The organism is Brevibacillus sp. MER 51 (assembly GCF_023714195.1).
Taxonomy (GTDB): Bacteria; Bacillota; Bacilli; order Brevibacillales; family Brevibacillaceae; genus Brevibacillus.
In genome coordinates this window covers 1-421 of sequence record NZ_JAMAUS010000066.1, presented here as the reverse complement: position 1 = coordinate 421, position 421 = coordinate 1, and the positions used below count along the sequence as shown (strand labels likewise).

The window sequence follows — 421 nt, the reverse complement described above, 5'->3', positions numbered from 1 at the left end:
ATCTGAAGGGATTTGAGTTTGGTGTCTTCCAGTGGCACGCCGACGGCTCTTCGAGCGCGGCGAAATAAGCGCTGAAGACGAGTTATCCCTCCGCCCGCGATCCGCGGGCGGTTTGAAAAAGGTTACCTTATGTCCGAGCAGTTTCTCTATTTTCTGCAGCAGATGTTTAACGGCGTCACGCTGGGCAGTACCTATGCGCTGATCGCCATCGGCTATACGATGGTGTACGGCATTATCGGCATGATCAACTTCGCCCACGGCGAGGTCTATATGATTGGCAGCTATGTCTCCTTCATGATCATCGCCGCGCTGATGATGATGGGCATTGACACTAGCTGGCTGCTGGTCGCCGCCGGATTCGTGGGCGCCATTGTGATTGCCAGCGCCTACGGCTGGAGCATTGAGCGCGTGGCCTATCGGC

General features: G+C 56.3%; 1 protein-coding gene. It reads left to right on the top strand.

Annotation, left to right across the window (positions count from 1 at the left end; translation table 11 throughout):
• Positions 1-129 precede the first annotated feature (129 nt).
• Positions 130-421 (top strand): ABC transporter permease subunit (locus M3630_RS30650; protein ID WP_483298484.1); only part of this gene is annotated, 292 nt, incomplete at its 3' end.